Annotated in this window: 24 protein-coding genes and 1 tRNA gene; 16 read left to right on the plus strand and 9 right to left on the minus strand. The window is 70.5% G+C overall.

Annotated features, from left to right (window positions below):
- The first annotated feature begins 235 nt into the window (after nt 1-235).
- Nucleotides 236-538: a small hydrophobic protein gene (locus JK359_RS02940; RefSeq protein ID WP_201831230.1), complete on the plus strand. Its 303-nt coding sequence runs from the start codon at nt 236-238 to the stop codon at nt 536-538.
- Between the two features lie 22 nt (nt 539-560).
- Here JK359_RS02940 and JK359_RS02945 read toward each other — a convergent pair whose 3' ends face one another.
- Together JK359_RS02945 and aceE are read right to left on the minus strand one after the other, a co-directional pair.
- Nucleotides 561-1,304, minus strand: a complete 744-nt coding sequence (locus tag JK359_RS02945; protein ID WP_201831232.1) for a potassium channel family protein — start codon at nt 1,302-1,304, stop codon at nt 561-563.
- 328 nt (nt 1,305-1,632) lie between these two features.
- The gene (gene aceE, locus JK359_RS02950; protein ID WP_201831237.1) at nt 1,633-4,380 is read right to left on the minus strand and encodes a pyruvate dehydrogenase (acetyl-transferring), homodimeric type; all 2,748 of its coding nucleotides are present in this window, start codon (nt 4,378-4,380) and stop codon (nt 1,633-1,635) included.
- A gap of 396 nt (nt 4,381-4,776) precedes the next feature.
- On the opposite strand from aceE, the gene JK359_RS02955 reads away from it, so the two are divergent.
- From JK359_RS02955 to JK359_RS02980, 6 genes are all read left to right on the plus strand, one after another.
- A complete protein-coding gene (locus JK359_RS02955; protein WP_201831239.1) occupies nt 4,777-5,214 on the plus strand; it encodes a DUF3052 domain-containing protein in 438 nt (145 codons plus the stop codon).
- A 129-nt stretch (nt 5,215-5,343) separates the two neighbouring features.
- Nucleotides 5,344-5,802 (plus strand): peroxiredoxin, encoded by a 459-nt coding sequence (locus JK359_RS02960; RefSeq protein WP_201831241.1) that lies wholly within the window; start codon nt 5,344-5,346, stop codon nt 5,800-5,802.
- Between the two features lie 138 nt (nt 5,803-5,940).
- Nucleotides 5,941-6,516: a calcium homeostasis/redox stress adaptation protein gene (locus JK359_RS02965; protein ID WP_201831249.1), complete on the plus strand. Its 576-nt coding sequence runs from the start codon at nt 5,941-5,943 to the stop codon at nt 6,514-6,516.
- A 96-nt stretch (nt 6,517-6,612) separates the two neighbouring features.
- Nucleotides 6,613-7,191 carry a TerD family protein gene (locus JK359_RS02970; RefSeq protein WP_201831251.1) on the plus strand — a complete coding sequence of 193 codons (579 nt, stop codon included), beginning with the start codon at nt 6,613-6,615 and terminating at the stop codon, nt 7,189-7,191.
- A 76-nt stretch (nt 7,192-7,267) separates the two neighbouring features.
- On the plus strand, nt 7,268-8,407 hold the full coding sequence (locus JK359_RS02975; RefSeq protein ID WP_201831252.1) for a DUF475 domain-containing protein: 1,140 nt from the start codon (nt 7,268-7,270) through the stop codon (nt 8,405-8,407).
- An 88-nt stretch (nt 8,408-8,495) separates the two neighbouring features.
- On the plus strand, nt 8,496-9,233 hold the full coding sequence (locus JK359_RS02980) for a TerD family protein (RefSeq protein ID WP_201831254.1): 738 nt from the start codon (nt 8,496-8,498) through the stop codon (nt 9,231-9,233).
- Nucleotides 9,234-9,342: 109 nt separating this feature from the next.
- Here the strand turns inward: JK359_RS02980 and JK359_RS02985 are convergent, their stop codons facing one another.
- Nucleotides 9,343-10,110 (minus strand): TerD family protein, encoded by a 768-nt coding sequence (locus JK359_RS02985; protein ID WP_201831256.1) that lies wholly within the window; start codon nt 10,108-10,110, stop codon nt 9,343-9,345.
- A gap of 177 nt (nt 10,111-10,287) precedes the next feature.
- Here JK359_RS02985 and JK359_RS02990 point away from each other — a divergent pair, with 177 nt between their 5' ends.
- From JK359_RS02990 to JK359_RS03000, 3 genes are read left to right on the plus strand one after another with little or no spacing between them, the layout of a single operon-like run.
- On the plus strand, nt 10,288-11,493 hold the full coding sequence (locus JK359_RS02990; RefSeq protein WP_201831258.1) for an HpcH/HpaI aldolase/citrate lyase family protein: 1,206 nt from the start codon (nt 10,288-10,290) through the stop codon (nt 11,491-11,493).
- A gap of 27 nt (nt 11,494-11,520) precedes the next feature.
- Nucleotides 11,521-14,019: a phosphoribosyltransferase gene (locus JK359_RS02995; RefSeq protein ID WP_201831259.1), complete on the plus strand. Its 2,499-nt coding sequence runs from the start codon at nt 11,521-11,523 to the stop codon at nt 14,017-14,019.
- Nucleotides 14,019-14,849: an HAD family hydrolase gene (locus JK359_RS03000; protein ID WP_201831260.1), complete on the plus strand. Its 831-nt coding sequence runs from the start codon at nt 14,019-14,021 to the stop codon at nt 14,847-14,849. Before JK359_RS02995 ends, JK359_RS03000 begins: the two co-directional genes overlap by 1 nt.
- Nucleotides 14,850-15,029: 180 nt before the next feature.
- Here JK359_RS03000 and JK359_RS03005 read toward each other — a convergent pair whose 3' ends face one another.
- Nucleotides 15,030-15,260 (minus strand): FmdB family zinc ribbon protein, encoded by a 231-nt coding sequence (locus tag JK359_RS03005; RefSeq protein WP_201831261.1) that lies wholly within the window; start codon nt 15,258-15,260, stop codon nt 15,030-15,032.
- A 416-nt stretch (nt 15,261-15,676) separates the two neighbouring features.
- Between JK359_RS03005 and JK359_RS03010 the strand changes: the two genes are divergently transcribed.
- From JK359_RS03010 to JK359_RS03020, 3 genes are all read left to right on the plus strand, one after another.
- Nucleotides 15,677-17,668 (plus strand): transglycosylase domain-containing protein, encoded by a 1,992-nt coding sequence (locus JK359_RS03010; protein WP_201831263.1) that lies wholly within the window; start codon nt 15,677-15,679, stop codon nt 17,666-17,668.
- A gap of 43 nt (nt 17,669-17,711) precedes the next feature.
- Nucleotides 17,712-19,004, plus strand: a complete 1,293-nt coding sequence (locus JK359_RS03015) for a polysaccharide deacetylase family protein (protein ID WP_201831265.1) — start codon at nt 17,712-17,714, stop codon at nt 19,002-19,004.
- Nucleotides 19,005-19,191: 187 nt separating this feature from the next.
- Nucleotides 19,192-20,292 carry an amidase domain-containing protein gene (locus tag JK359_RS03020; protein WP_201831266.1) on the plus strand — a complete coding sequence of 367 codons (1,101 nt, stop codon included), beginning with the start codon at nt 19,192-19,194 and terminating at the stop codon, nt 20,290-20,292.
- Here JK359_RS03020 and JK359_RS03025 read toward each other — a convergent pair.
- Nucleotides 20,280-20,873: a DUF4383 domain-containing protein gene (locus JK359_RS03025; RefSeq protein ID WP_201831268.1), complete on the minus strand. Its 594-nt coding sequence runs from the start codon at nt 20,871-20,873 to the stop codon at nt 20,280-20,282. The two genes, JK359_RS03020 and JK359_RS03025, sit on opposite strands and share 13 nt — an antisense overlap.
- Before the next feature lie 82 nt (nt 20,874-20,955).
- A complete protein-coding gene (locus JK359_RS03030; RefSeq protein ID WP_201831270.1) occupies nt 20,956-22,362 on the minus strand; it encodes a coiled-coil domain-containing protein in 1,407 nt (468 codons plus the stop codon).
- 207 nt (nt 22,363-22,569) lie between these two features.
- Between JK359_RS03030 and JK359_RS03035 the strand changes: the two genes are divergently transcribed.
- A tRNA-Val gene (locus tag JK359_RS03035) sits at nt 22,570-22,641 on the plus strand.
- A 45-nt stretch (nt 22,642-22,686) separates the two neighbouring features.
- On the opposite strand, the gene JK359_RS03040 is transcribed toward JK359_RS03035, so the two are convergent.
- Together JK359_RS03040 and JK359_RS03045 are read right to left on the minus strand one after the other, a co-directional pair.
- Nucleotides 22,687-23,028: a DUF8825 domain-containing protein gene (locus tag JK359_RS03040; RefSeq protein ID WP_201831272.1), complete on the minus strand. Its 342-nt coding sequence runs from the start codon at nt 23,026-23,028 to the stop codon at nt 22,687-22,689.
- Between the two features lie 84 nt (nt 23,029-23,112).
- Nucleotides 23,113-24,012 (minus strand): ketopantoate reductase family protein, encoded by a 900-nt coding sequence (locus JK359_RS03045; protein ID WP_201831274.1) that lies wholly within the window; start codon nt 24,010-24,012, stop codon nt 23,113-23,115.
- A gap of 93 nt (nt 24,013-24,105) precedes the next feature.
- Between JK359_RS03045 and JK359_RS03050 the strand changes: the two genes are divergently transcribed.
- Together JK359_RS03050 and JK359_RS03055 are read left to right on the plus strand one after the other, a co-directional pair.
- A complete protein-coding gene (locus JK359_RS03050; protein ID WP_201831276.1) occupies nt 24,106-24,342 on the plus strand; it encodes a DUF2277 domain-containing protein in 237 nt (78 codons plus the stop codon).
- Nucleotides 24,343-24,695: 353 nt separating this feature from the next.
- The gene (locus tag JK359_RS03055) at nt 24,696-25,151 is read left to right on the plus strand and encodes a DoxX family protein (protein WP_201831278.1); all 456 of its coding nucleotides are present in this window, start codon (nt 24,696-24,698) and stop codon (nt 25,149-25,151) included.
- Between the two features lie 50 nt (nt 25,152-25,201).
- Here the strand turns inward: JK359_RS03055 and JK359_RS03060 are convergent, their stop codons facing one another.
- Nucleotides 25,202-26,383 carry a putative hexosyltransferase gene (locus tag JK359_RS03060; protein ID WP_236677133.1) on the minus strand — a complete coding sequence of 394 codons (1,182 nt, stop codon included), beginning with the start codon at nt 26,381-26,383 and terminating at the stop codon, nt 25,202-25,204.
- Between the last annotated feature and the right edge of the window lie 60 nt (nt 26,384-26,443).

The raw sequence follows: 26,443 nt of genomic DNA on the forward strand, positions 1-26,443 counted from the left end.
GCCCGTCTCCCGTCTCCTGCCGGCGAAGTTTCCCCTATCAGGGTGACTCCGCTAAAGATTCCTCGCACTCGGCACGCGCCGCAGGTCACAGTGGGTCAAGTCCTCCGCAGGGCATGGGGGGACGACCGGGCCGCGGCGCGCGCTGTTGGAGGGGGACAGCGCGCGCAGGCCTGCCCCGGCGGAACCGGGGTACCCGCACCGTGGAGCCGAACTGTCCAGATGCCTCAGGGAGTTGATGATGGCGGGCTTCGGAACGCGCGGGTACCCCCGGTCACGTGGCCGGACGTGGCAACGGACCGGGCCGGACCGTGCGACGCTCGGGATCATCGGAGCCATCTGTGCGGTGGCGGGATTCTTCGCGCTGGGGATCGTCCTCGGTCCCGTCGCGATGTTCTGCGGCTGGCAGTCCATGGGGCGCAAGTGGTCCAACGACCGTGACGTCCCTGCCCTGGTCGCCCTGATCCTGGGCGCCATCGACACGCTGCTCGCCCTCATCGCCCTGCTGGGCGCGGCCACATGGGGGAACGGCCTGCTGTAACGCGCCGCCGGGGGGCACCGGTTCAGTGCCGTTGCCGCTCACGCTCGCCGGCCAGCCGGGCCACCTCGGCGCGCAGCAGACGGACCTCCTCGGTCAGCGAGGCGATCGCCTCGGTCTGCCGCCGTTCCTCCACGTCGTCCTTCTCGAAGCGCGAGATGAACCACGCGGCGATGTTCGCGGTCACCACACCCAGCAGGGCGATCCCGGACAGCATCAGCCCGACCGCGATCATCCGCCCCAGTCCGGTCGTCGGCGCGTGGTCCCCGTAGCCGACGGTCGTCATCGTCGTGAAGGACCACCACACGGCGTCACCCAGCGTCCGGATGTTCCCGTGCGGCGACTCCCGTTCCACGGACAGCACCGCCAGCGATCCGAACATCAGCAGACCCACCACCGCGCCGACGACGTACGTCGTCAGCCGGATCTGCGGAGCCATCCGGGCCCGCCGTCCGACCAGCATCAGCGTGGACACGAGCCGCAGCAGCCGCAGCGGCTGCAGGATCGGCAGCACCACCGCGCACAGGTCGAGCCAGTGGCGGCGGACGAACTCCTTGCGCCGCGGGGCGAGGGCGAGCCGCATCAGGTAGTCGACGGCGAACGCCGCCCACACCAGCCACTCCACCATCGTGCACGCGGCCGTCAGGGAGTGGCCGGCGGACGTGTCGACGATCGGAACGGCGTACGCGAGGGCGAAGGCGACCGCGAGCGCCAACAGCGGCCGTTGGGTGTGCCGCTCCCACCGTGCCTGCGCCGACAGTTGCTCCATGCCCGCAATCGTAAAGAAAGAGTAAGGGCGGTGAAGCCCAAGCCCACCGCCCCAGCGCCTCCAGCCCCCCAAAGCGCGCGGACCGCCCCCCCCAGCGCCTCCAGCCCCCCGAAGGGCGCGGACCGCCCCCCAGCGCCCTCAGCCCCCCGAAGCGCGCGGACCGCCCCCCAGCGCCCTCAGCGCCCCGAAGGGGCGCGGGGAACTGCGCGACAGGCCCCCACCGGCCCGCAGTTCCCCACGACCCTTTCGTCGGCTTCCTCGGCCTCGGCTTCCTCGGCTTCCTCGGCCTCGGCTTCCTCCGCTTCGTCGGCCTGAGCCGAGCGCAGCGTCACGCGTCGCCGCCCGCCGCCCCCGGATCCGCCGCCGAGACGTCCAGCAGCTGGTACCGGTCGATGGCCTGCTTCAGCGCGGACCGGTCGACCTTCCCCTCACGGGCCAGCTCGGTCAGCACCGCGACCACGATCGACTGGGCGTCGATGTGGAAGAAACGGCGCGCCGCGCCCCGGGTGTCGGCGAAGCCGAAGCCGTCGGCGCCGAGCGACTGGTACGTGCCCGGCACCCAGCGCGAGATCTGGTCCGGAACCGATCGCATCCAGTCGGACACGGCCACGAACGGACCCTCGGACCCGCTGAGCTTGCGCGTCACGAACGGCACCCGCTGCTCCTCCTCCGGGTGCAGCAGGTTGTACTCCTCGCAGGCCACGGCCTCCCGGCGCAGCTCGTTCCAGGAGGTCGCCGACCACACGTCCGCCCGGACGTTCCACTCCTCGGCGAGCATCCGCTGCGCCTCGAGCGCCCACGGCACGGCCACGCCGGACGCCATGATCTGCGCCGGGACCGAGCCGCCGGTGCCCTCACTGAGCTTGTGGACGCCCCGGACGATGCCCTCGACGTCCACGTTCGCCGGCTCGGCCGGGTGCTGGATGGGCTCGTTGTAGACGGTGAGGTAGTAGAAGACGTCCTCGCCGTGCGGGTGCTCGGCCGAGCTGCCGTACATGCGGCGCAGGCCGTCCTGCACGATGTGCGCGATCTCATAGGCGTACGCCGGGTCGTACGCCACGCACGCCGGGTTGGTGGAGGCGAGCAGCTGCGAGTGGCCGTCCGCGTGCTGCAACCCCTCGCCGGTCAGGGTCGTACGGCCCGCGGTCGCGCCCAGGACGAAACCGCGCGCCAGCTGGTCGGCCATCTGCCAGAACTGGTCGCCGGTGCGCTGGAAACCGAACATCGAGTAGAAGACGTACACCGGGATCAGCGGTTGGCCGTGCGTGGCGTACGCGGAGCCCGCCGCCATCAGCGAGGCCGTGCAGCCCGCCTCCGAGATGCCGTCGTGCAGCATCTGGCCGGTCGGCGACTCCTTGTAGGCCAGCAGCAGCTCACGGTCGACCGATTCGTACTGCTGGCCGAGCGGGTTGTAGATCTTCGCACTCGGGAAGAAGGAGTCCATGCCGAACGTGCGGTACTCATCCGGCGCGATCAGCACGAAGCGCTTGCCGATCTCCTTGTCCCGCATGAGGTCCTTGAGGAGGCGCACAAAGGCCATGGTCGTCGCGATGGACTGCTGGCCGGTGCCCTTCTTCACGGTCGCGTACGCCGAGTCGTCCGGCAGGGCGAGCGGCTGGGAGCGCACGAGGCGGGTCGGGACGTAACCGCCGAGCCCCTTGCGGCGGTCGTGCATGTACTGGATCTCCTCCGAGTCCCGGCCCGGGTGGTAGTACGGCGGCGGGCCGGACTCCAGTTCCTTGTCGGAGATCGGCAGGTGCAGGCGGTCCCGGAAGCGCTTGAGGTCGTCGACCGTCAGCTTCTTCATCTGGTGGGTGGCGTTGCGGCCCTCGAAGTTCGGGCCCAGCGTCCAGCCCTTGATCGTCTTGGCCAGGATGACCGTCGGCTGGCCCGTGTGCTCCGTGGCCGCCTTGAACGCCGCGTAGATCTTGCGGTGGTCGTGACCGCCGCGGCCCAGGTGCAGGATCTGGTCGTCGGTCATGTTCTCGACCATCGCGCGCAGCCGGTGGTCGTCGCCGAAGAAGTGCCGGCGGATGTAGTCGCCGGACTCGGTGGCGTACGTCTGGAACTGGCCGTCCGGGGTCCGGTTCATCTTGTTGACGAGGATGCCGTCCCGGTCCTGCGCGAGCAGCGGGTCCCAGGTGCGGTCCCAGATCAGCTTGATCACGTTCCAGCCGGCGCCCCGGAAGACCGACTCCAGCTCCTGGATGATCTTGCCGTTGCCGCGCACCGGACCGTCCAGCCGCTGCAGGTTGCAGTTGACGACGAAGGTCAGGTTGTCCAGGCCCTCGCGGGCGGCCAGGGTGAGCTGGCCGAGCGACTCCGGCTCGTCCATCTCGCCGTCGCCGAGGAACGCCCATACGTGCGACCTGGAGGTGTCCGCGATGCCGCGCGCCTGCATGTAGCGGTTCATGCGTGCCTGGTAGATGGCACCGAGCGGGCCGAGGCCCATGGAGACCGTCGGGAACTCCCAGAAGTCCGGCATCGAGCGCGGGTGCGGGTAGCTGGACAGCCCGTTCGGGTACTTCGACTTCTCCTGGCGGAAGCCGTCCAGCTGCACCTCGGTGAGCCGGTCGAGCAGGTACGCGCGCGCGTAGATGCCGGGGGAGGCGTGGCCCTGGAAGAAGACCTGGTCGCCGCCGTCGCCCTCGTCCTTGCCGCGGAAGAAGTGGTTGAAGCCGACGTCGTACAGGGACGCCGAGGAGGCGAAGGTGGCGATGTGGCCGCCGACGCCGATGCCGGGGCGCTGGGCGCGGGAGACCATGACGGCCGCGTTCCAGCGGGTCGCGTTCAGGATCCGGCGCTCGATCTCCTCGTTGCCCGGGAAGAACGGCTCGGCCCGGGTGGGGATCGTGTTGACGTAGTCCGTGCTGCGCATCTCGGGCACGGCCACGCGCTTCTCGCGCGCCCGCTCGATCAGGCGCAGCATGAGATAGCGGGCCCGCTCCCGGCCGCGCTCGTCGACGGCGGCGTCCAGGGAGTCGAGCCACTCCCGGGTCTCTTCGGGATCGAAGTCAGGAACCTGACTCGGAAGGCCGCCAATGATGATCGGATTGCGATCGGATCCGGAAGCCACGCTGTTCCTTACCTGTCAGAGGGCCAGTCTTTTTGCACGTGCCTACACCGTTCCCCATCGTGTACCTCGGGAAGGCGTACGTCATCTCCACCGTCGTCTCCACCAGTCAACTTGCAACGATACGCCCGAGGTGTGACGCGTTTGGCAAAGTTGTTCGAGTGGCGCAACGGAGGATGATTCCAAATCGCGCAAACCGGGCACATCGGTGTGATGTGGGCCACGAGGAATCGGGATACGGTGCCAGGAGTTGCGGCGACACGGCCGGGATCGTCACCGTTTCGACGGTCCCGACGGCCGGGTACTTGCGCGATCCGTCCCGCCCGTGTGGACTACGGCCAATGCTTCGCGCACGCGCGTGGCTGAGATATTCACCAAGACATGATCAGGAGGCACCCCGTGAGCGCGACCGCGGACCACGCGGAGGAGCGGACGAACCCTGCCGGCAGGCTGGGGTTCCAGCCCGGGCAGGTGGTCCAGGAGATCGGCTACGACGACGACGTCGATCAGGAGCTCCGCGAGGCCATCGAGGAAGCCGTCGAAGGCGACCTGATGGACGAGGACTACGACGACGTGGCCGACGCCGTTGTGCTGTGGTTCCGTGACGACGACGGCGACCTGACGGATGCGCTGGTGGATGCCACCACGTACATCGAAGAGGGCGGCGCGATCCTGCTCCTGACGCCGAAGACCGGCCGTTCGGGGTACGTGGAACCGAGCGACATCCAGGACGCCGCCACGACGGCCGGCCTGACCGCGTCCAAGAGCGTCAGCGTCGGCAAGGACTGGAGCGGCAGCCGGCTGGCCACGCCGAAGGCGGCCAAGCCCAAGAAGTGACCGTTGCGTCACCACCGGACGGGCCGGCCACCCGGCCCGTCCGGTACCCCGCGGTGATCACTGCGTAGGGTGGACCCGAGCGTTTGCTGTGCTCTCACCCCGAACAGCCCACCGAAGGGATGCACGACCATGGCGATCCAGGTCGGCGACAAGGCGCCCGAATTCGAGCTCAAGGACAACCACGGCCGCACCGTGAAGCTCTCGGACTTCCGCGGCGAGAAGAACGTCGTCCTGCTCTTCTACCCCTTCGCCTTCACCGGCGTGTGCACCGGCGAGCTGTGCGAGCTGCGCGACAACCTGCCGAAGTTCTCGGACCGTGACACCCAGCTGCTCGCCGTCTCCAACGACTCCATCCACACCCTGCGCGTCTTCGCCGAGCAGGAGGACCTCGAGTACCCGCTCGTCAGCGACTTCTGGCCGCACGGCAACGTCTCGCGCGCGTACGGCGTCTTCGACGAGGACAAGGGCTGCGCCGTCCGGGGCACCTTCATCATCGACAAGGAGGGCGTCGTGCGGTGGACCGTGGTCAACGGCCTGCCGGACGCCCGTGACCTGAACGAGTACGTGAAGGCGCTCGACACCCTGTGAGCCCCGACGGCCCGACACCTGTGAATCTTCAGGTCCAGGGTCTCCGGAGGGCGGGAACCCGTCACTAGGATCGGCACGTTGATCCCATATCCGAAGCACGACGGGGCTCCCCGCCCCTGAACACCACATGGAGGACCCGTGGGAGTCAGCCTCAGCAAGGGCGGCAACGTATCGCTGACGAAGGAGGCCCCGGGCCTGACCGCCGTCATCGTCGGCCTGGGGTGGGACGTGCGGACCACGACCGGCACGGACTTCGACCTCGACGCCAGCGCGCTGCTGCTCAACAACTCCGGCAAGGTCATCAGCGACCAGCACTTCGTCTTCTTCAACAACCTCAAGAGCCCCGACGGCTCCGTCGAGCACACCGGTGACAACCTCACCGGTGAGGGCGAGGGCGACGACGAGCAGATCAAGGTCAACCTGGCCGGCGTCCCGGCCGACATCGAGAAGATCGTGTTCCCGGTCTCGATCTACGACGCCGAGAACCGCCAGCAGTCCTTCGGCCAGGTCCGCAACGCCTTCATCCGCGTCGTGAACCAGGCCGGCGGACAGGAGATCGCCCGCTACGACCTGAGCGAGGACGCCTCCACCGAGACCGCCATGGTCTTCGGCGAGCTGTACCGGCACGGTGCGGAGTGGAAGTTCCGCGCCATCGGCCAGGGCTACGCCTCGGGCCTGCGCGGCATCGCACAGGACTTCGGCGTCAACGTCTGACGCGTCAGAGCCCCCGATTCCGGCGCCGCACCGTTTACGGGCGGCGCCGGACGTGCAGGACAACCAGGGAAGTACCACCAGGGGAGGACCAGCATCATGGGCGTCACACTCGCCAAGGGAGGCAATGTCTCCCTCTCCAAGGCCGCACCGAACCTCACCAACGTCCTGATCGGGCTCGGCTGGGACGCGCGTTCCACCACCGGCGCCCCCTTCGACCTGGACGCCAGCGCCCTGCTGTGCGGCGCGGGCAACCGAGTGCTGGGCGACGAGTGGTTCGTGTTCTACAACCAGCTCAAGAGCCCCGACGGCTCCGTCGAGCACACCGGTGACAACCTCACCGGTGAGGGCGAGGGCGACGACGAGTCGATCCTGGTGGACCTCGCCAAGGTGCCGACGCAGTGCGACAAGATCATCTTCCCCGTCTCCATTCACATGGCGGACGAGCGCGGCCAGACCTTCGGGCAGGTCTCCAACGCCTTCATCCGCGTCGTGAACCAGGCCGACGGCCAGGAACTGGCCCGCTACGACCTCAGCGAGGACGCCTCCACCGAGACCGCCATGATCTTCGGCGAGCTGTACCGCTACCAGGGCGAATGGAAATTCCGGGCGGTCGGACAGGGGTACGCATCCGGTCTCCGAGGCATCGCTCTAGACTTCGGAGTCAACGTTTCGTAAAGCTGAGTACGGCGCGGGGGAAACCCTCCCCCAGACTTCGTCTGGGAGGTGCCCCCAAAACATGATGGGGTAGCCAGTGCTTCTCAAAACCTTCGGCTGGTCGTTCGCGGTCACCGCGCTCGGTCTGGTCGCGGCGGCGTTCTACGGGGGGTGGACCGCCTTCGGCATCGTGGCGATCCTGGCCATCCTGGAGATCTCGCTGTCCTTCGACAACGCGGTGGTCAACGCCGGGATCCTGAAGAAGATGAATGCCTTCTGGCAGAAGATCTTCCTCACCGTCGGTGTCCTGATCGCCGTCTTCGGCATGCGGCTGGTCTTCCCCGTCGTCATCGTCGCGATCAGCGCCAAGATGGGCCCGATCGAGGCGGTCGACCTCGCCCTGAACAACAAGGACCGCTACCAGGAACTGGTCACCGACGCCCACCCGGCGATCGCCGCCTTCGGTGGCATGTTCCTGCTGATGATCTTCCTCGACTTCATCTTCGAGGACCGGGACATCCAGTGGCTGCGCTGGATCGAGCGGCCCCTGGCCAAGCTCGGCAAGGTCGACATGCTGTCGGTCTGCATCGCCCTGATCGTCCTGCTGATCACGTCCTTCACCTTCGCCACCCAGGCCCACCAGCACGGCGGCGGCCACGCCGACAAGGCCCAGACGGTCCTGATCGCCGGTATCGCCGGCCTGATCACCTACATGATCGTCGGCGGTCTCTCCGGTTACTTCGAGGACAAGCTCGAAGAAGAGGAGGAGCGCGAGCACGAGGAGGAGGAAGAGGCCGCCCGCTCGGGCAAGCAGAAGCCCGCGATCGTCCTGGCCGGCCAGGCCGCGTTCTTCATGTTCCTCTACCTGGAGGTCCTGGACGCGTCCTTCTCCTTCGACGGCGTGATCGGCGCCTTCGCCATCACCAACGACATCGTCCTGATGGCCCTCGGCCTCGGTATCGGCGCGATGTACGTCCGGTCGCTGACCGTGTACCTGGTCCGCCAGGGCACCCTCGACGACTACGTCTACCTCGAGCACGGCGCCCACTACGCCATCGGCGCCCTGGCCGTGATCCTCATGATCACCATCCAGTACGAGATCAACGAGGTCATCACCGGTCTCGTCGGCGTCATCCTGATCGCCTGGTCCTTCTGGTCCTCGGTCCGCCGCAACCGCGCGCTGGCGGCGTCCGGCGAGGGCACCGACGAGAAGGCCGAAGTCTCCTCCGGGGTGTGACGCCCCGGACGGTGAGGAACGCTCTGAGCGGGGCGGCCGACGTGGTCGGCCGCCCCTACGGCGTCATGACGGGTACCTGGGGGCGGGAATGGGTTTCTTCGACGGACTGCTGGGCGGGCGCGCCGCCGACTTCGACTCGGGCAACGCCTCGACCAACGCCATCGAACTCACCAGGCGGCACCAGACGGTGTCCCTCACCAAACAGGACGCGGCCACCGGCCATCTGCGCATCAACCTCAACTGGCGGATGCGGACCTCCGACTTCGGCGGCGGCCGGAGCACCAGTCTGCTCCGTCACCCCTTCAAGGCCCTGAAACCGCCGGAGGTCCTCGGCCACGGGCAGAGCATGGTCAACGTCGACCTCGACCTGGGCTGCCTGTACGAGCTGGCCGACGGCACCAAGGGGGTCGTACAGCCGCTCGGCGGGTACCTCGGCGACGTCAACGCACCGCCGTACATCAAACTCAGCGGCGACGACCGGTTCGGCTCGGCGTCCGGTGAGACCATGTACGTCAATCTCGACCACCGCGAGGCCCTCAAGAGGCTGCTGGTCTTCGTCTACATCTACGACCAGACCCCCGCCTTCGACCGTACGCACGCGGTCGTCACCCTCTACCCCAGCAACGGCCCCCGCATCGAGATAGGCCTGGACGAACGCCATCCCCAGGCACGCTCCTGCGCCGTCGTCATGATCGAGAACGTCAAGGGCGAACTGATCGTCCGCCGGGAGGTGAAGTTCGTCTACGGCTTCCAGGGCGAACTGGACCGCCTGTACGGCTGGGGCCTCCAGTGGGGCAGGGGCTACAAGGCCAAGGCCGACAAGTGAGCACCCTCAGCCGGACGCGCCCGTCGGGGGCGCGGGGAACTGCGCGACCACCCGACGACCACCCGCAGCCGCCGGACCACCGGAACCCCCGGGCCATCAGGCGAACCGACTACCGCCCGATGAACTGAGGCCCCTGCGGCGGCAGCCGGAAGTTCGGATCGGCCCCCACCGGCACCGGCGCCGGCCGGGACGGAGGGTACCCGTACGCCGGCTGCCCTGACGCCGGCTGCGGATACCCGTACGCCGGCTGCTGCGCCGGAAGCGCGGACGTCGGCAGCTCCGGGGGCAACGGCTGTGCCGCCGGCTCGGCCGGCGCCGGCTCGTCCGCCCCCTCCGACTCGTCCACCGAGATGCCGTAGTCCGTGGCCAGGCCCTTCAGCCCGTTCGAGTAGCCCTCGCCCAGCGCGCGGAACTTCCAGCCCTCCCCGCGCCGGTACAGCTCGCCGCAGATCAGCGCCGTCTCCGCGCCGGTCTCCGGCTTGATCTCGAACCGGGCCAGCGGCTCGCCGTCGGCGACCGCCGCGTCGTACAGCATGATGCACAGCGCCGGTACGTGGTCGAAGGACACCCCGTCCGCCGAGGCGACCAGCAGGACGCGGCCGATGTCCGGTTCGACGCCGGAGAGGTCTGTCTGGATCGTGTCGGTCAGGCCCTCGGCGACCCGCTTCTTGCCCAGCCGCCACACCATGCCGGACGGATGCCGGGGCTGGTTGTAGAAGACGAAGTCCTCGTCCGAGCGCACACGGCCGTCGGGACCCAGCAGCAGCGCCGAGGCGTCCACGTCCGGTACCCCCTGCCCGGGCGTCCAGCGCAGCACGGCGCGCACCGTGGTGGCCTCCAGCGGGACGTTCGACCCCTTCAGCATCGCGTGCGTCATGCGGTCATCCTGCCTTCTCGGTCCTGGTCACGACAATGCGGGGTGGGATGCCGCCGACATGGGCGAGTTACCGGAAATTCATGCCCGCAGGGAACCCACGACATGGATCCCTACGTACTATTACCGGCCACCCTTTACCGAACACACAGACTCGGCGCGCACCGCTCGAGGAGTCCTATGCGTCATTTCGGGCACATCGCCCCCGAGGTGCGGCAGCGCCTCTTCCATCAGGAGCCGTGCGAGTTCACCGCCGACTCCCCGGCCCGGCTGCTCTCCGCGGCCCTGGGCGCCACGCTGTACAGTCCGGCCACCCGGCCGCGGCTCGCCGACGACATCGTCAGACAGGCGGGGAACGGCGTGGTCTCGATGGTGCTGTGCCTGGAGGACTCGATCGACGACGCGGACGTCATGGCGGCCGAGGAGAACCTCGTCCGGCAGTTCGCCGACCTGGACGCCCGCTCGCGGACGCCCGGCCCCGATCGAGCAGCGGGTGCCCCCGCCGCCGCGGAGCCGCCCCTGCTGTTCATCCGGGTGCGCGCCCCCCAGCAGATCCCCGACCTGGTCCGCCGCCTCGGCCCGTCCGCCCGGCTGCTGTCCGGATTCGTGCTGCCCAAGTTCACCGAGGGACGCGGCACACCGTTCCTGGAGGCGCTGACCATGGCCGAGACGGCCGCCGGCCGGCGGTTCTTCGCCATGCCCGTCCTGGAGTCCCCCGAGCTGCTCTACCGCGAGTCGCGCGTGGAGACCCTGGAGGGCATCTTCCGGGCCGTCGACAAGTACCGCGACCGGGTCCTGGCCCTCCGCCTCGGCGTGACCGACTTCTGCTCCTCCTACGGCCTGCGCCGGGCCCCCGACATGACCGCCTACGACGTCCAGATCGTCGCCTCCGTGATCGCCGACGTAGTGAACATGCTGGCCCGTGCGGACGGCACCGGCTTCACCGTCACCGGCCCGGTCTGGGAGTACTTCCGCGTATCCGAACGCATGTTCAAGCCGCAGCTCCGGCAGAGCCCCTTCCTGCAGGTGCAGGCCGCCGAGCTGCGCGAGAAGCTCATTGAGCACGCCATGGACGGACTGCTCCGGGAGATCTCCCTCGACCAGGCCAACGGACTGCTGGGCAAGACCTGCATCCACCCCTCCCACGTCCTGCCCGTGCACGCACTCTCCGTGGTCAGCCACGAGGAGTTCAGCGACGCCCAGGACATCCTGCGGCCGGAACGCGGCGGCGGGGGTGTACTCCGGTCGGCCTACACGAACAAGATGAACGAAGTGAAGCCGCACCGCGCCTGGGCCGAGCGGACCCTGCTCCGCGCCGAGGCGTTCGGCGTCGCCCACGAGGACGTCGGCTTCGTGGAACTGCTCGCCGCCGGCATACCCGGCTGAACCTTTCTCCACCTCTCCAAGGAACGCATGAAGAACGCAGTGAACGACGGGGTCTGGTCCGGCAGCTGGGTCGCCGAGCGGCTCGGGGTCGAACTCGTGGGCGACGACGGGCTGCCGGCCCTCCTCGGCCTCGCCCTGCGCCGCAACCCCAGGCGGGCCCACCTGCTGGTCTCGAACGTCCTCGGCAAGCACGTGCCCCAGGTGCCGTCCGTGGTCTACGGGCACGGCTTCCGGCTGGGCCGCGAGGTCGCCGCGCTGCTCGGCGCGGAGGGGGCCGCCGCCGTCGTCCTCGGCTACGCGGAGACCGCGACCGGGCTGGGGCATGCGGTGGCCGACGGCCTGGGCTCCGTGCCGTACCTGCACTCCACGCGGCGGCCGGTGGCCGGGGTCGCCCCCGCGGGCGGCTTCGAGGAGTCGCACTCCCACGCCACGTCGCACCTGCTGCTGCCGGAGGACGCCGGGCTGCTGGCCGGGGAGGGGCCGCTGGTGCTGGTGGACGACGAGTTCTCCACCGGCAACACCGTGCTCAACACCATCCGCGACCTGCACGAGCGGTATCCGCGGGGCCGGTACGTGGTGGTCGCGCTGGTCGACATGCGGTCCGCCGGGGACACGGCTCGTCTCCAGCGGTTCGCGCAGGACATCGGGGCGCGGGTGGACCTGGTCGCCGCGGCCTCCGGGACGGTGCGCCTGCCGGAGGGCGTGCTGGAGCGGGGACAGCGGCTGGTGGCGGAGTACGAAGCCGCCGCGACCGGGGCCGACCTGACCGGTCGCGCCCTCGCGGCGGAGCCGCACCACGTCCCGCCCCGCGCCGCCCACGGGGCGCACCGGTCCGGCGGCATCCGAGCGGTCGACCTGCACTGGCCCCCCGGCCTCCCCGACGGCGGCCGGCACGGGTTCACGCCCGGTCACCGGCAACGTCTGGAGGCCGCGCTGCCCGCCATGGCCGGCCGCATAGCCGACGCCCTGCCCGCCGGTGCCCGCCGTGTCCTCGTCCTCGGCTTCGAAGAGCTGATGTACGCCCCGCTGCGGCTCGCCCGGGAGCTGGAGGGGCGGGTCGCGGGCGAGGTGCGGTTCTCCACCACCACCCGGTCGCCCGTCCTCGCGGTCGACGACCCCGGCTACGCGATCCGCACCCGGCTGGTGTTCCCGGCGCACGACGACCCGGCCGACGGTCCCGGTGACCGCTACGCCTACAACGTGGCCGGCGGCTGCTTCGACGCCGTCGTCGCCGTGGTCGACTCGGTCGCCGACACCCCCGCCCTGCACGCGCCCGACGGACTGCTGGCCCGCCTCGCCGAGCACGTGCCGCACGTCCTGCTGGCGGTCGTCCCCTCGTACGTCCCGCCCGCTCCCGAAAGGCCGGCCATGCTGCCCGAGCCCCTCCGTGGCCCCGCATTCTCCTCGTACGCGCCGGAGGAGGTCGGCTGGCTGCTGCAGGACCTCTCCGACGTCACCCTGGAGGCGCCGACCGAGGAGCGGGAGGAGGCCATCCAGAGCGGGGGCGCGCACTACGCCGAGTCGCTGCCGGTGGAGTACCAGCCCAGCGCGCAGTACCAGGAGCTGTTCCACACGGCGCTCCAGGCCTCGGCCGCCCGGATCGCGCAGGCCGTCGGTGCGGTCACCGAGACCGTCCTCACCGAGCGGTCGCCCCGCCCGGTGCTGGTCTCCCTCGCCCGTGCGGGCACCCCGGTCGGCATCCTGATGCGCCGCTGGGCCCGGTTCCGCCACGGCCTCGACCTGCCCCACTACGCCGTGTCGATCGTGCGCGGCCGGGGCATCGACGCCAACGCGCTGCGCTGGCTCGCCGCCCACCACGACCCCCGGGACGTCGTGTTCGTCGACGGCTGGACCGGCAAGGGCGCGATCACCCGCGAACTCTCCCAGGCCGTCGCGGAGTTCGAGGAGAGGGAGGGCGTCACCGGCTTCGACCCGGAGATCGCCGTCCTCGCCGACCCCGGGTCCTGCGTGCGCACCTACGGCACCCGCGAGGATTTCCTCATCCCCTCCGCCTGCCTCAATTCGACTGTTTCCGGACTGATTTCGCGAACGGTGCTGCGCGCGGACCTGGTCGGCCCGGACGACTTCCACGGCGCCAAGTTCTACCGGGAACTGGCCGGCTCCGACGTGTCCGTGGCCTTCCTGGACGCCGTCTCCGCCCGCTTCCCGGAGGTCGCCGACGCCGTCGACGGCGCGGTCAAGGAGCTGCTCGCCGCGGACCGGGCCCCGACCTGGGCGGGCTGGCGGGCGGTCGAGCGGATCAGCGAGGAGTACGGCATCCACGACGTGAACCTCGTCAAGCCGGGCGTCGGCGAGACCACCCGGGTGCTGCTGCGCCGGGTGCCCTGGAGGATCCTCGCCCGGGCGGGGGCCGGCGCCGACCTGGACCATGTGCGGCTGCTGGCCGAACAGCGGGGGGTGCCGGTGGAGGAGGTCGGCGAACTGCCGTACACCTGTGTCGGGCTGATCCACCCCAAGTACACACGGGGCGCCACGGGCGCCGACGGGAAGGCGGTGCACGTCTGATGCCGGTGCTGGTGGCGAGCGACCTCGACCGGACGCTCATCTATTCGTCGGCGGCCCTCGCGCTGACCATGCCGGACGCGCGGGCGCCCCGGCTGCTGTGCGTGGAGGTGCACGAGGCCAAGCCGCTCTCCTATATGACGGAGACCGCGGCCGAGCTGCTGACCGGCCTCGGCGACGCGGCCGTCTTCGTGCCGACCACGACCCGGACGCGCAAACAGTACCAGCGCATCAACCTGCCGGGGCCGCCGCCGAAGTACGCGATCTGCGCCAACGGCGGGCACCTGCTGGTCGACGGGGTCACCGACGCCGACTGGCACAGGAGCGTGCAGGCGCGGCTGGCCGACGAGTGCGCCCCGCTGGACGAGGTCCGCGAGCACCTGCTGCGGGCGGCCGATCCGGTGTGGGTGCGCAAGCACCGGGTCGCCGAGGACCTGTTCGCCTATCTGGTGGTCGAGCGCGAGCTGCTGCCCGAGGACTGGGTGAAGGAGCTGGCGGTGTGGGCGGAGAACCGGGGCTGGACGGTGTCCCTGCAGGGCCGCAAGATCTACGCCGTCCCGAAGCCGCTCACCAAGAGCGCGGCGGTCCGTGAGGTCGCCCGCCGTGCCGGCGCGGAGCTGACGCTGGCCGCGGGGGACTCCCTGCTCGACGCCGACCTGCTGCTGGCCGCCGACCGTGGCTGGCGCCCCGGCCACGGCGAGCTGGCCGACAGCGGCTGGACCGCGCCGGAGATCGCCGCGTTGCCGGAGCGGGGGGTGCTGGCGGGGGAGCGGATCCTGCGGGAGTTCCTGAGAGTGGCCCGGGGGTCGGCGGCGGCGGGCCAACCGCTGTAGGCGAACGGGCGCGGGCCGACGCGTGTGGGCCGACGCGTGTGGGCCGACGGGGGCCGGTCAACGGGCGTGGGCCGACGGTTCTCGGTCAACGGGTGCCGGTCAACGGGCGTGGGTGAACGTCCGTGGGCCAACACCCGTAGATCAACACATGCAGACCGATTTCGCTCAGGCGCAGCAGCCTCAGCCGCAGCACCCTCCGCCGCAGCACCCGCCGCCCCCGCCGCCCCGGGGCGCCGGCGCCGGTGCCGCCGCGGAGGCGCGCGACACGCCGCCCACGGCCACGGTCGACAGAAGCTTCACCGTGTCGTCGTGGCCCGCGGGACAGCTCGCGGGGGCGGCGGACTCCGCCATCGGACGGTTCAGTTCGAAGGTGTCGCCGCAGGTCCGGCAGCGGTACTCGTAGCGAGGCATGGGCCCAGGTTAACCGTCGAGGTCCCGCCGGGAGCATCTCAATGTTTCATGAGTGTTGCTTTCTATCCGGCATATGTGCGGGGCATTCGAAAACCTTACTGATAATTTGTGAACGCCGTTGCGAGGATGCTCAGCTCACCCGCGCGAGCAAGACCTAGTGCGGAGGGAGACGCAGGCGTGACCGATGCGTCGCAGGGGGAGGACGGCCCCATGGGGGGTGGCCGTGGCGAGAAGCCGCAGAGCGCCGACGAGACCTTGCATCTGAGGGTCGACGCCCTCAGGGCGGACGAGACCATGCAGCTGCGCGTCCCCCGCCGCCGGAGCCGGCCGCTCCGGGCGGCGGCCGGGCCGAGCGGCGCCGTACCGCGCGCTCCGCCGGGCGGGAGCGCACCGCGACCGCGGCGGCGAGCGCGACCATGGCCGCGCTCGGCCGCCTGGTCGCGCCGCTGGCCCCGTACTGGCGCCGAATAGCCCCGTACGCGCGCCGTCTGAAGCCGGTCTACCCGCGCCCCGGCCGCACCGGCTGGCGGCGCTGGATACCCTCCTGGCGCCAGTGGTTCGGCGCCACCCTGACCTCGTTCGGTCTGCTGAGCGCGTTCCTCGTGACCGCGTACGCGATGACGGACATACCGAGCAATCTCAACACCTACGCCACGCAGCAGGACAACGTCTACTTCTGGTCCGACGGCACCCCGATGGCCCGCACGGGCTGGGTGCAGCGGCAGGCGATGCCGCTGAAGGACATCCCCGAGGACGTCCGCTGGGCGGTCCTGGCGGCGGAGAACGAGAGCTTCTACTCGGACCCGGGTATCTCCGCCAAGGGCATCACCCGCGCGGTGTTCCGCACCCTGGGACAGGGGGACACCGAGGGCGGATCCACTATTACCCAGCAGTACGTCAAAAACGTTTATTTGACCCAGAACCAGACGATCAGCCGTAAATTCACCGAGGCCATGATCGCCCTCAAGCTCGACAACAAGATGAGCAAGGACCAGATCCTCGAGGGCTATCTCAACACCAGCTGGTTCGGCCGCGGCAGCTACGGCATCCAGCGCGCCGCCCAGGCCTACTACGGCAAGGACGTCAGCAAGCTCAACGCCTCCGAGGCGGCCATGCTCGCCTCGCTGCTCAAGGGCGCCGGCCTCTACGACCCCACCCTCGGCAAGGCCAACCACGCGCGGGCGCAGGAACGCTGGTCCTGGATCCTCGACCGCATGGTCAAGATCGGCAAACTGTCCCCGCAGGAACGGGCGAAGTACACCGAGTTCCCCGAGCCGCTCAGGAGCAACCCGCTGTACAACACGGGTGCGCAGAGCGACTACCTGGTGGAGCTGGCCTCGCAGTACGCCAAGAAGGCCGGCCACCTCACGGACAAGCAGTTCGACCTGGGCGGCTACCAGATCTACACGACCTTCGACCGCAAGCGGGAGCAGGCGCTCACCGACGCCGTCACCAAGGCCCGCAAGGAAGCCAGGCGGAGCGATCCGGCGACGGCGAAGGACGGGCACTACGGCGCCGCCTCGGTGGGCGCGGACGGCCGCGTCCTCGCCGTCTACGGCGGCCCCGACCACCGCAAGCAGGGCTACAACGAGTCCAACGCGACCACCGTCCCGGCCGGCACCGCGTTCCTGCCGTTCGTCTACGCCGCGGGACTCGAACACGGTGTGCACAAGACCCGCGGCGGCATCGCAACCCCCGTCACCCCGGACAGCGTCTACAACGGTGACGACGGCGTGCCCGTCACCACGCCGGAGGGGCCGTACTGGGACCGCAGCGGCAAGAAGGTCGCCGCGCACAACGAGGGCAAGAGATCATACGGGCAGATCACCCTGCGCGACGCGCTCGGGAAGTCGGTGAACACGCCGTTCATGCAGCTCGGCATGGACACCGGCCTGGACAGGGTGCGCCAGACCGCGGAGGCGTCCGGACTGCTGTCCTCCAGCATGGGCCCCCAGGTGCCCGCCCTCTCGCTGGGCAACTCCACGCCGAGCGCGATCCGGATGGCCAGCGGCTACGCCACCTTCGCGGCGGACGGCAACCACACCGAGCCGTACTCCGTGCGCCGGATCACCCGCAACGGCTCGCCGGTCGCGCTGGCCACCCCGCGTCCCAGGCGCGCGGTCGGGGCGAAGGTGGCCGAGGAGGTTACCGAGGCGCTCGGCGATTCCTTCCGCAACGCCCACCCGGACGCGGCGGCCGCTGCGACCGGGGTGTCCGGGAAGTCCGGCACCACCGAGAAGGACACCGCCGCCTGGTACGTGGGCACGGCGGACTCCGTGTCCACCGCGATCGTCGTCTACCGCATCGACCTGGCCAAGTCCCTGGAGCCACTGCCGCTCGAGGGTCTGGCCGGTACGTCCCACAGCGTCCCGTATGCCCTCTGGTCGGCCGCGACGGGTATCGGCTGAGCCGTGATCCGTCCACCCTCCCCTCCCGCAGAATGAGCCGAGCATGCCCCGCAACAAGTCAACGACAGGCCGCCGTCGAGCCCCTCGCCGTCGCAGCGCGCCCCGTGCCACCCGGCCCCAGGTGCTGACGCTGGCCGCCCTCCTCGTCGTGGCCTCGCTGGTGGCCGGTTACCTGGTGCTGTCCCGCACGGACAGCACCACGCCCGCCGCCTCCGCGGGCAAGAAGCCCAAGGGCGCCGCGCCGACGGCCGCGCCGACGCCGGAATGGGACGGCAAGACCAAGATCCTCGGTGACGGCTCCACCTCGTACACGGGCCCGCAGAAGGGGCAGCTGAAGCCGAAGCCCCTGAAGCCCGGTGAGAAGCCGCCGCAGTTCGTGGTCTTCTCGTGGGACGGCGCGCTGGAGGGCAGCGACCACCTGTTCTCGCACTACCGGGAGCTGGCCGACCGGTACAACGCCCACATGACCTTCTTCCTCACGGGCATCTACCTGCTGCCCAAGGACAAGAAGGCGCTCTACCACGGCCCCATGCACTCGGCGGGCGACGCCGCGATCGACTACGCCACCGACGACCACATCCGCACCACGCTGGAGCAGCTGGGCAAGGCGTACGAGGACGGCCACGAGATCGGCACCCACTTCAACGGCCACTTCTGCGACGCCAAGGGCGGCGAAGACTGGAGCGTGCAGGAGTGGAAGAGCGAGATCGACCAGTTCTTCTCCTTCGCGGAGCGCTGGAAGACCAACACCGGCTGGAAGGACATGCCGGCCCTGCCCTTCGACTTCAGGAAGGAGGTCGCCGGCGGCCGTGCGCCCTGCCTGGAGGGCCAGAAGAACCTGCTGAAGGCCATCAAGAGCTACGGCTGGCGCTACGACGCCAGTTCGCCGGGCGACTTCCAGATATGGCCCGGCAAGAAGGACGGCATCTGGGACTTCCCGCTGCAACTGCTGCCCTACACGGACAATGTGCAGGCCCTGTCGATGGACTTCAACTTCCTGTTCAACCAGTCCGACGGTGAGACCCAGGGTGACCCCGCCAAGTTCCCCGAGTGGGAGCAGATGACCGTCGACTCGTACATGAAGGGCTTCAACCGGGTCTACTACGGCAGCCGGGCGCCGCTGTTCATCGGCAACCACTTCGAGGACTGGAACGGCGGCATCTACATGCGGTCCGTCGACCAGGTGGTGAAGAACATCTGCACCAAAAAGGGCGTCAAGTGCGTTTCCTTCAAGGAACTCGCCGACTGGCTCGACGCCCAGAAGCCGCAGACCCTGGCCGCGCTGCGCAGCCTGGACCCGGCCCAGTCGCCGGACTGGTCGGCGGTCGTCAAGTGACAAGCGCTCTCGGGGGATTCCACTTGTGCAACCCCCTTCACAAACGCCACACCAGCCGTGGCAAGATGCCGTTCGCCCGGTAGGTGTACCGGCGTAGAGGGGAACATCATTGAAATCAAGAAGACTGAGCCGTAGGCGGAGCCGCACGGCCATAGTCACCGCCGCGGCCGCCTCTGTGGTCGCGGGCGTGGCTCTGGTGCCCAACTGGAGCGCGGGTGCGGCGGTGACCGACGACCCGACGGTGGACGCGGCCACCAAGGCAACCTTCCAGCGGCTGGCCGACGCGGTCTTCACCGACCGTACGCAGGCCCTCGTGGAGGGCGCGGGCAAGGCCGACACCCGGCACACGTCCGGCTTCTCCGGATCCGTGCGCCTGTCCGGCGGGCAGACCGAGGAGCAGAAGTCCGCGCTGGACGAGCTGCGCGACCGCCGGAGCCGGCTGGCCCGGCTGGGCGAGACCTACCGCGCGGGGAGCACCAAGGTCACGCTCGACGCGACCCAGGTGAAGGGCCGGCACGCCAAGGTCGCGGTGACCGAGACGACCACGCTGAACTACGACAAGGCCACCGCGAAGAGCCCGAAGTCGACCGGCTTCCAGGCGCACCACGAGCTGACCTTCAAGGCGGACCGGCACGGCACCTGGCAGCTGACCGGCATCCGGGACACCGACGACGGCTACCTCGCGGTGAACCAGGTCGCCAAGCCCACCGTCGCCAAGGTGAAGACCACCGCCGACGACGGACCGCCCTCGGCGGCCCGCTCGGCCACCACCTGGCCGGCGCCGGCCAACGCGAAGAACTTCTCCGCGACCGGCTACGACTACCAGGCCATGGTGGCGTACGCGCAGAAGTACTGGAGCAAGTACAACCCGGCCTACCCCGACTTCAACGGTCAGGGCGCCGGCGGCGACTGCACCAACTTCGTCAGCCAGGCCCTGAAGGCGGGCGGCTGGAAGCACGTGCCGGGTTACACGTACGACTTCCACAAGTGGTTCGGGAACTCCGAGATCCAGTCCGACTCCTTCGTCGGCGTCAACGAGTTCTCCTGGTTCGCCCTGTCCTCGAAGCGGGCCACCAGCCTCGCCAACGTCTACCAGCTGGACCTCGGCGACGTGCTGCAGATGGACTTCAACCGGGACGGGTCCAAGGACCACTCGATGATCGTCACCTACCGGGACCGCCGGGGCGTGCCGTACGTGTCGTACCACTCCACCAACACCTACAACAGGTCGGTGGCCAGCCTCGTCGCCTCGTACCCGAGCGCGGCGTTCTACGCCTACCGCACCTGACCCCTGCCCGGCTGCGGGCCCTGCCACCGCTGCCCTTCCCGTTCCTGCAGCATCCGCTGCTCGGACGGGGAGGGTCCGGGGTGGCGGGCCCGCCAGTACGGGTTGTCGTGCGGCAGCGCCGAGCCGACCCGGCCGTACATGCCGAAGGTCATCAGCAGCAGCCCCACGATGAAGCTGAAGAACACGTTCTGGATCTTGAACGCCAGGAAGTTGTTGGCCGTGTCCAGCAGGCCGAGGAACAGGAAGCCGTTCAGCAGGAACAGCACACCGAGGACCATGTTCAGGGTCGAGGCGAAGTTGCCGCCGATCACCATGCCGGCCAGCAGCACCGCGCCGATGCAGATCGACAGCACGCTGAGCGTGCCGTTGGTGTTCAGCCCGGTGACCGTGTCACCGCCGGTGTCGAAGAAGCCGATGTGGTCGAGCAGGCCGAGGATGCCGAAGACGACCAGGAACGCGCCGATCAGGCCCGCGCCCACCCGGTAGACCGTGTTGAGCCGGTGGTCGACCGGCAGGTGGTCGTCCAGCCGGATCCGCCGGCGTTCCTCTGCTTTCCTCGTGTGCACTGCGTGTGTGGCCATGTCCGCCTCCTCGGGCGCTAGCGGAGGCCAAGCGTCCATTTCAATATCCGCCTGACCGGCCCCACCCGGCAACACACGCAGCTCAGTGCCCGGCGCCGCGCTCCTCGCGGATCTGCCCCACCACCCGCGCGACGGCCTGCCGTACGGCTTCCGTCTCGGTCAGGAAGTGCCAGTAGTCCGGGTGCCGCCCCTCCAGCGTGCCGATCGCCCGCTCCAGCCGGGCCACGGCGTCGTCCAGCGGCCGGGCGTGCCGCGGATCGGGGGTCGTCCGGCCCGTCATGGCCAGCCGCTGGGCGTCCCGGATCGCGAAGCGGGTCCGCTCCACCTCGGCCTGCGGATCCTTCTGCACCGCGTTCAGCCGGGCCAGCCGGTCACCGGCGGCCGAGACGGCCTCGTCGGTGGCGTTCAGCAGGGCCCGTGCGGTCGACAGCAGCGAGGTGGCGTCCGGCCACCGCTGGGCCTCCCGCGCCGCCTGGGCGTCCCTCAGCTTCAGCTCGGCCTGCCGCACGTTCTCCGCGGCCTGGTCGGGCACTTGCTGGAGGTCCTGCCAGCAGGCGGCGGAGAACCGCCGCCGCAGCTCGCTCAGCACCGGATCCACCTGCCCGGCGCGGGTGGTCAGCGCCTGTGCCCTGGTCCGCAGGGACACCAGCCGGTGGTCGATCTCGGCGGCCTTCTCCGGCAGCCGCTCGGCCTCGGCGCGGATCGCCCCGGCCTCCCGCTGCACCCGCTCGGCCCGGTCCACCGTCGGCTGCACCCCGTGCTGCCCGGCGCCCTGGTTCAGCTTGGTCAGCTCCGGTGACAGGGCGGCCAGCCGTGCGGCCAGGTCGTCGGCCCGCAGCCCCTTCTCCCGTACGGCGTCCAGGGCGTTGCTCGCGGCCAGCAGCGACTGCCGGGCCCGCTCCACCGCGGGCGCCAGCCGGGCGAGCTGGGTCTCGGCCTTGCCGAGCAGCGGCCCGAGCGAGTCGCCGAACCGTTCCAGCTCCTGCCGGACCCGGACCAGCTCGTCCTTGGCCGCGGTCAGCTCGCCCCGCGCGCGGGAGGCCATGGAGGCTTCCAGGTCGTCCCGGTCCAGGTCGTGGGCGTCGACGGCCTGGATGTAGCGCTGACTGACCTCGTCGATCCGGTGGCCGAGCGCGGCGAAGTCGGAGACGGCGCGCCGGGCGGCGGGGGAGTCGTCCACGGCCGTGATGGTCTCGATGGAGATCCGCAGGTCCCGCTGGGCGGTGTCGAGTTCGTAGAAGGCCGCCGCGGCGGCGTCCTTCGCGGCCTGCGCCTCGGCCCGCTGGCTCTCCGCCCGCCCGCCGAACCACCGCCGGGTGCCCCCGCCGGCGAACGCGGCGGCGAGCACCGGCGCGGCGAGCACCGGCAGGGTCAGCAGGACGAGGGCGTCGCGCAGGGCACCGCGCGGCGGGGCGGCCCCGCGCCGGGGCCGTGCGGCGGACGGCTGCGGGTAGGGCCGTGTCCCTGGCGTGCCCGGTGTCGCCGTCACATCCCTCTCCCGCGTGGTAATCCGCCCTGAGTGGTGTCATTCTCCCACCCGTTGAAGACGAACACACGGGCCGGTCAGTTCGCGATGCGCACCGTGACTTTCCCGCCCGGGGCGTCTTCCCGCACCCGGTACGGATGCCGGGAACGGAAGCGGGGAAGACGGTTTGCGGTGCAGCCCGTCGGGCAATGTAGGCTGTCGGCCTGTCCCGGGTGCGTAGCTCAGGGGTAGAGCGCCTGCCTTACAAGCAGGATGTCGGCGGTTCGAAACCGTCCGCGCCCACCGGTCCGGCCCCTCGGAGCATCTCCGAGGGGCCGTTCCCGTTTCTCACTCCTCCCGCGCCGCCTCCCCGTGGGCGTGCTTCAGCCGGGTGCGGGCGTCCATGCGGTCCGCCGCCGCGACCTCGGCCCAGAAACGGTGGGTGCTGACGAAGACCGCGAGTTCGTGCTCGCGCCGCCGCAGCTTCTCCACCTCGGCCTGCTCGTCCTCCGTCCAGCCGGGGGACGCGGGCCGCTCCAGCTTGCGCCAGCCGTTGTCGTCGCTGAAACCGTCCATCGGTTCCACCGACCAGGGGAGCCGTTTGAGCAGGGCCGACAGCTCGGCCCGGACCTGATGCAGCTCCTCCTGACCGGCGAGGAGGTCACTGGGGAATTCATAGGTCGTAGCCACGCGACAATGCTACGCCTGTTCGATTTTGTGACGCGAGATCGGCTCCGGGGTTCGGGTGGGGTTCATTCGAACGAGTGCCGGGTCTCAGTGACCGGCGGCCCGCAGCTCCTCCACCAGCCGTGCTGTCACCGGTACCGGTACGCCGTGCCGCCCGGCCGCCCGGAGCAGGGCCCCGCCGATGGCGTCCAGCTCCAGCGGGCGGCCGGACTCGGCATCACGCTGCATGGACGACTTGGCCGTGGGCGGGAAGGCGTCGTACCGGGCCAGCGCCCGGGCCGGGTCGGCGGGGGCGCCGCAGGCCCGGCTGACCGCGGCGGTCTCGGCGACCAGCGCCTCCAGCTCTCCCCGGTGCTCGGTGCGGGCCACGCCGAGCGGCACGCCGTACCGGGTGGTGAGCAGGGCGAACGGGGCGAGGAACGCCATCTTGGCCCACAGGGCCGCGGTCTCGTCCCCGACCACCCGGGCGGCCGTGCCGGCGGCCGTGAGACGGCCGGCCAGTGCCGCCAGGCGCTCCGGGGGTACGGCGTCGCCGGCCAGGTCGATCTCCGTGAACGGGCTGCCGTGTTCGATCACCCCTGGCGCGATGCGGGTGGACTCCACGCGGATCACGGCCGGTGCCACCCGGTCGGGGCGGTGCCGGGCCCGGAGGGCGGCCGGGTGTTCGATTCCGTTCAGCAGCGGTACGACGAGGGCGTCACCGAGGGCGGCGGGCGGTACGCGGGTCAGGGCCGCGTCCAGTGCGGTGTGCTTGACGGTGATCAGGCAGGCGTCCACCGGTTCGCGCAGCTCGGTGTCCGCCTCCACGGGGGCGGTGAAGTCGCCGAACTGCGCGCTGCGGACCGTGATACCGGTACGGCGCAGGGTGTCGGCGGTGGTCTCGCCGGCCAGGCAGACGACACGGTGGCCGGAGCGGGAGAGCAGGGCGGCGAGCAGGCCGCCGGTGCCGCCGGGGCCGAGAACGGCCACGGTGAGCGGATGCGTCATGGAATTGTCCTTTCGACGGTCGGCCCCGGGTGCCGGTGGCCGCCTTCGCCGTGATCATCGCAGCGGGCGGCCCCTCTGCGCCAGACTGGGGGCATGTGCCGGAGCATCAAGACGCTGCGCCCGCCCGTGCTGCCCGACGAGGCGACGGACGAGGACATTCGCGCAGCCGCGTTGCAGTACGTACGGAAGGTCTCGGGCTTCCGGGCCCCGGCGGCCCACAACCGCGAGGTCTTCGACGAGGCGGTGGAAGCCGTCGCCCGAGCCACCGCGGAGCTGCTCGGCGGGCTGGAGGTGCGAGGGCAGGCCGTGCGCGGGGTGCAGCAGCGGTAACGCCCCGAGGCGGTGAGGGACATCGCACTTGCGTGGCCTGAGGTGCCGTACGGCCCAAGGTGCCGCACGCTCCAAGTCCTCCTGCACAGGCCGATGTGCTGAACCGTCAAGTCCGTTTCCAGGCAAGGGGGTTCCTTCGGTGTGCCCGCGTGACGGGTGCGCGGGACGGCCCCGGCGGGGGCCCGTCCGGGACGGACCCGGTCACGAGGGGTCCCGGTCATGGCCAGATGTTGAACTTGCAAGCACTGCTTAGGTGTGCCTAACCTGGGCTTCCGTTCGGTACCGCCGCCCCCCACGACCGGCCCCACAGTCCCCGGCCGGCCCGACCGACACCGAAGAGGAGAAACCCCTTCATGTCCGCTCGTCTCGACTCCGCCCAGCCCTACGTCATCGCGCTGTTCCGCGTCGTCGTCGGCCTGCTCTTCGCCGTGCACGGCGCCGCCTCCCTGTTCGGCGTCCTCGGCGGCGCCGCCGGCACCGACGGCGGCACCGTCGCGGCCGGCACCTGGCCCGGCTGGTACGCGGCCGTGATCCAGCTGGCCGCCGGCGCCCTGGTGCTCCTCGGCCTCGGCACCCGGGGCGCCGCGCTGATCGCCTCCGGTTCGATGGCGTACGCCTACTTCGACGTCCACCAGCAGGCCGCCCTGTGGCCCATCCAGAACGGCGGCGAGCTGTCGGTGCTGTTCTGCTGGGCGTTCTTCCTGCTGGTCTTCACCGGCTCCGGCGCGTTCGGCCTCGACCGGCTCCTCACCCGGCGCACCGCGGCGGTGACCGAGCCCTCCGGTGAGAAGGCCCCGGTCACGGCCTGACCCGCTTGACGCGGCGTCCTCCTCCCGGTCCCGGGGCGGGGACGCCGCCGTCAGATGGCGTACGGCCAGACGGTCAGCATGTACGCGCCGTACCAGCAGCCGAACAGCGCACCGCCGCCCAGCACCATCGCGGCGGTGCCGTTGCGCGCCCGGGCGAGCGCACGCGCGAGCGGGACGAGGAACAGCACGGCAGGGACCACCAGGCGCAGCTTGGAGTGGTAGAAACTGCTCTGCCCGAGCGTCAGGACGAGGATGCCGGTGCCGTAGACGACCAGCGGCGGCCAGGTGCGCCGGCGCCAGGTGACGGCGGTGGCGTCGATGAGGGCGAGCAGGAGGACCGCCGTGCTGACGGGCACCCACCCCTCACCGTGCGCCAGCGTCTCGCCGAGGAAGTGCACGAAGGAACCGCCGCTGTCCCAGCGGGTGTCCCAGCCGGCCTTCTGGATCGTGAACCAGGCGTCCGGCCGGCCCGCCCGGCGGCCCACCCACCACAGGTAGAGCGGCGTCCCCGCGCAGCCCACCAGGACCGCGGCGAGGGGCCGCCGGTCCGCTCGGCGGGTCCGCGCCAGCCACAGCGCCACGGCGGCGGCCAGGGCCGCCACCGCCGCCACCCCGGCCGGCCGGGTCAGGCCCGCCAGCAGCGCCGAGACGCCCGCGGTCAGCCAGGCCCGCCGCCGTGCGGCCAGCAGGGTCCCGGCGGACAGGGCGAGGAACAGCGACTCGCTGTAGCCCATGACGAAGACGAGAGCCATCGGCTGCGCCGCGGCCAGCAGTACGACGGCGATGAGGGCCGTACGCCGCCCGTACAGCCCGGTCAGCAGCAGGTCGACCACGATCAGCGCGGCGACGAGGGCCAGGTTGGCGACGACGATCGCGGCGATGTCGTAGTCCAGGCGGGTCACGGCGTGGACGGCGCGGACGAGCAGCGGGTACAGCGGGAAGAACGCGAGATTGTTGCCGGCGACCCGGCCCGTGGGGTCGTACGAGAAGCCGTCGGGATAGCCGTGGGCGGCGATCTCCGTGTACAGCCGGCCGTCCCAGGCGAGCAGCCGGTCCCGCAGGCCGGGTCCGCCCGGCGGGATCATGACGGACAGGACGACGAGGTGCAGGAGGGTGGCCGCGCCGTAGACCGCGAGCAACGGCCACACCCGGCGTGCCACGCGCAGGCCGCGCCGGCCGGCGCGTTCCGTCGGCAGCGCCTTGCCCGGCCACCGCGCCGCACTCCTGGACAAGCGCCGCCTCACCCCGCTTCCCCTGACGCCGGGCCGCGAGCCGGCCGTGCCCCGATACTG

The organism is Streptomyces actinomycinicus (genome assembly GCF_016741775.1).
GTDB lineage: Bacteria > Actinomycetota > Actinomycetes > Streptomycetales > Streptomycetaceae > Streptomyces > Streptomyces actinomycinicus.

Coding starts and splice junctions, on each gene's coding strand:
- JK359_RS02940 (WP_201831230.1), top strand. CDS start 236: ATGATGGCGGGCTTCGGAACGCGCGGGTACCCCCGGTCACGTGGCCGG.
- JK359_RS02945 (WP_201831232.1), bottom strand. CDS start 1,304: ATGGAGCAACTGTCGGCGCAGGCACGGTGGGAGCGGCACACCCAACGG.
- JK359_RS02960 (WP_201831241.1), top strand. CDS start 5,344: ATGGCGATCCAGGTCGGCGACAAGGCGCCCGAATTCGAGCTCAAGGAC.
- JK359_RS02970 (WP_201831251.1), top strand. CDS start 6,613: ATGGGCGTCACACTCGCCAAGGGAGGCAATGTCTCCCTCTCCAAGGCC.
- JK359_RS02980 (WP_201831254.1), top strand. CDS start 8,496: ATGGGTTTCTTCGACGGACTGCTGGGCGGGCGCGCCGCCGACTTCGAC.
- JK359_RS02985 (WP_201831256.1), bottom strand. CDS start 10,110: ATGACGCACGCGATGCTGAAGGGGTCGAACGTCCCGCTGGAGGCCACC.
- JK359_RS02990 (WP_201831258.1), top strand. CDS start 10,288: ATGCGTCATTTCGGGCACATCGCCCCCGAGGTGCGGCAGCGCCTCTTC.
- JK359_RS02995 (WP_201831259.1), top strand. CDS start 11,521: ATGAAGAACGCAGTGAACGACGGGGTCTGGTCCGGCAGCTGGGTCGCC.
- JK359_RS03000 (WP_201831260.1), top strand. CDS start 14,019: ATGCCGGTGCTGGTGGCGAGCGACCTCGACCGGACGCTCATCTATTCG.
- JK359_RS03005 (WP_201831261.1), bottom strand. CDS start 15,260: ATGCCTCGCTACGAGTACCGCTGCCGGACCTGCGGCGACACCTTCGAA.
- JK359_RS03010 (WP_201831263.1), top strand. CDS start 15,677: ATGGCCGCGCTCGGCCGCCTGGTCGCGCCGCTGGCCCCGTACTGGCGC.
- JK359_RS03015 (WP_201831265.1), top strand. CDS start 17,712: ATGCCCCGCAACAAGTCAACGACAGGCCGCCGTCGAGCCCCTCGCCGT.
- JK359_RS03025 (WP_201831268.1), bottom strand. CDS start 20,873: ATGGCCACACACGCAGTGCACACGAGGAAAGCAGAGGAACGCCGGCGG.
- JK359_RS03045 (WP_201831274.1), bottom strand. CDS start 24,012: ATGACGCATCCGCTCACCGTGGCCGTTCTCGGCCCCGGCGGCACCGGC.
- JK359_RS03050 (WP_201831276.1), top strand. CDS start 24,106: ATGTGCCGGAGCATCAAGACGCTGCGCCCGCCCGTGCTGCCCGACGAG.
- JK359_RS03055 (WP_201831278.1), top strand. CDS start 24,696: ATGTCCGCTCGTCTCGACTCCGCCCAGCCCTACGTCATCGCGCTGTTC.